This window comes from Mycobacterium sp. NGS41 (assembly GCF_059812725.1).
This window is the reverse complement of sequence record NZ_JCALDF010000067.1, coordinates 1-2,109: the sequence shown is the minus strand read 5'-3', so window position 1 is coordinate 2,109 and position 2,109 is coordinate 1. Positions and strand designations below refer to the sequence as shown.

1 protein-coding gene is annotated in these 2,109 nt (G+C 66.1%); it reads right to left on the bottom strand.

Features of this window, described 5'->3' with window-relative positions:
- On the bottom strand, positions 1-1,965 hold a 1,965-nt coding region (locus AC5Y21_RS25935; RefSeq protein WP_499917001.1), incomplete at its 3' end, for an AMP-binding protein.
- Between the last annotated feature and the right edge of the window lie 144 nt (positions 1,966-2,109).

The window sequence follows — 2,109 nt, the reverse complement described above, 5'->3', positions numbered from 1 at the left end:
CAACACGGGCGCATCGGCTCCGCTGCGGCGCAACTCGCTCAGCTCATTGGCCTGGCCCTGAGCCAGGTCGGCGTAAAGCTGTTCCAGCCGCTCGCCGTAGTGGGTCTTCAGCTGCGGCCGAGCCAGCTTGCGAATGCCGGTCAACAGCCCGTTCTCCAGCGTCCACGGTGTGGTCTCGACGATGAAGTCACGCGGGATTTCGTAGGACTGCAGCCCGGCCGCCCTGGCGACCTCCTGCAGCGACTCGCCGAGCGCACGCTTCAGCGCGGAAGCGTCAGAGGCGTCGCTAAAGCGTGCCAGCGCTTCCTGGGTGGGGACCACGACGGCGAGCAGGTACGCACGAGCGCTGTTGCCGTAGACGTAGATCTGCCGGACCAGCGGACTGTCGCCAAACACCGCCTCCAGCTTCGAGACCGTGACGAACTCGCCCTGCGACAGCTTCAGCACGTTGTTGCGCCGGTCGAGGTAGACGAACTGATCCGGGCCGACTTCGGCCATCACGTCACCCGTGCGGTAGAAGCCGTCCTCGTCGAATACGCCCGCCGTGGTTTCCGGGCGCTTGTAGTAGCCGGGGAACAGGCTTTGCGTCTTGACCAGCAGCTCGCCGCGCGGATGCGGCCGGTCGGTCAGGAAGTAGCCCAGCTCGGGCACGTCGACCAGCTTGTAGTCGATCACCGCGGGCCGGCGGATGTGGTCGTCGATTAACACCATGCCCGCCTCGGTGGAGCCGTAGCCCTCGATCAGGTGGAGCTCGAGCAGGGACTCGACCCAGGCCTTCATCTCCGCGGAGATCGGCGCCGAGCCCGTCAACGCCGCGACGAAGCGTCCACCGAGCAGGTCCTGCCGCAGCTCGTCCTTCACCTGCGCCTCCAGAACCTGGCGATCAGTGGAGTCGGACGAGCGCCGGTCCACCTCACTCTGGAACTGCTCGAAGAGCATGTCCCAGACGCGTGGCACGAAGTTCAACTCGGTGGCCCGCACCAGTGCGAGGTCCTCGAACAAAGTCGAAAGGTCGCTCTTGGCCACGAAATACGCTGTGCCGCCGTTGCATAGCGACCCGTACAGCACCTGTCGGCCCATGACGTGGCTCATCGGCATGAAGTTGAGCGTGATCGACGGCTCGCCGTCCGCCTGGAACCAGGCGCTGGACTTGCGCCAGAAGTTGACCACCCGGCTCGCCGGGTACATGGCGCCCTTGGGTGCGCCGGTGCTGCCAGAGGTGTAGATCAGCAGCGACAATTCGTCGTCTTCGCTGGCCGGCGAGACCGGCGGCCCGGAATGGGCGCGCTTACCCCGCTCGAGGACGTCGGCCAGTGTCTCGACGATCACCGGCGTGCCGGCCAGGCGCGCTCGGGCGGCTTCGAGGGCGTCGCGGTGAGCGTCGACCTCGGGGTGGTAGTCGAAGGCGACTAATCGCGCCGGCACAGGACCGTTAAGCACCAATTCGACGGCGTCGGCGAAGTTGTCGATGCTCGCGGCGATCAGCGCCGGCTCGGTCTCGGTGACGACGGGCTGCAGCTGGGCAGGCGCCGCACTGGTCTGCAGTGGGACGGACACCGCGCCCAGCAGGGCCAGTGCGATGTCGATGGTGGTGTAGTCGACGCTGGTGAACCCGAGCACGCAGACGCGGTCGCCGGGCTGGACGGCGCCCGTCAGCGCGCCGGCGAAGGCGTTGGTGCGGTCCCACAACTGGCGGTAGGTGATGGTCTCGAAGCCGGGCAGCAACTGGATCGCGGTGCGTCCGCTGTCCGGGTCGGCGACGAACGACACCGCACGCTGGCCGAGCGCCGGCCGATCGGCATAACCCTCCATCACAGTGCGGATGACCTGCTGTAGCCCAATCTCGGGCTGATCGACGGCCTCGGCGACTGCCCGGCTGGGCTTGGCTGCGGCGAATTGTGCGTCGTTGGCGTAGAGGTCCTCGATGCGGCGGGCGAGCCGCTCTTCACTGGTGATGGTCGGCATAGCAGTTCCCCTTTGTCGTGGCTGGGAGGTTTTGGAAACTCAGGCGGCGCTACATTGCGCTGATAGATAGAACGTTAGCAAAAGTAACTATATTTCCCTGTGACCGCTACCACGGAGGTGGTGTGAGATGCGTTACGGCGAGCA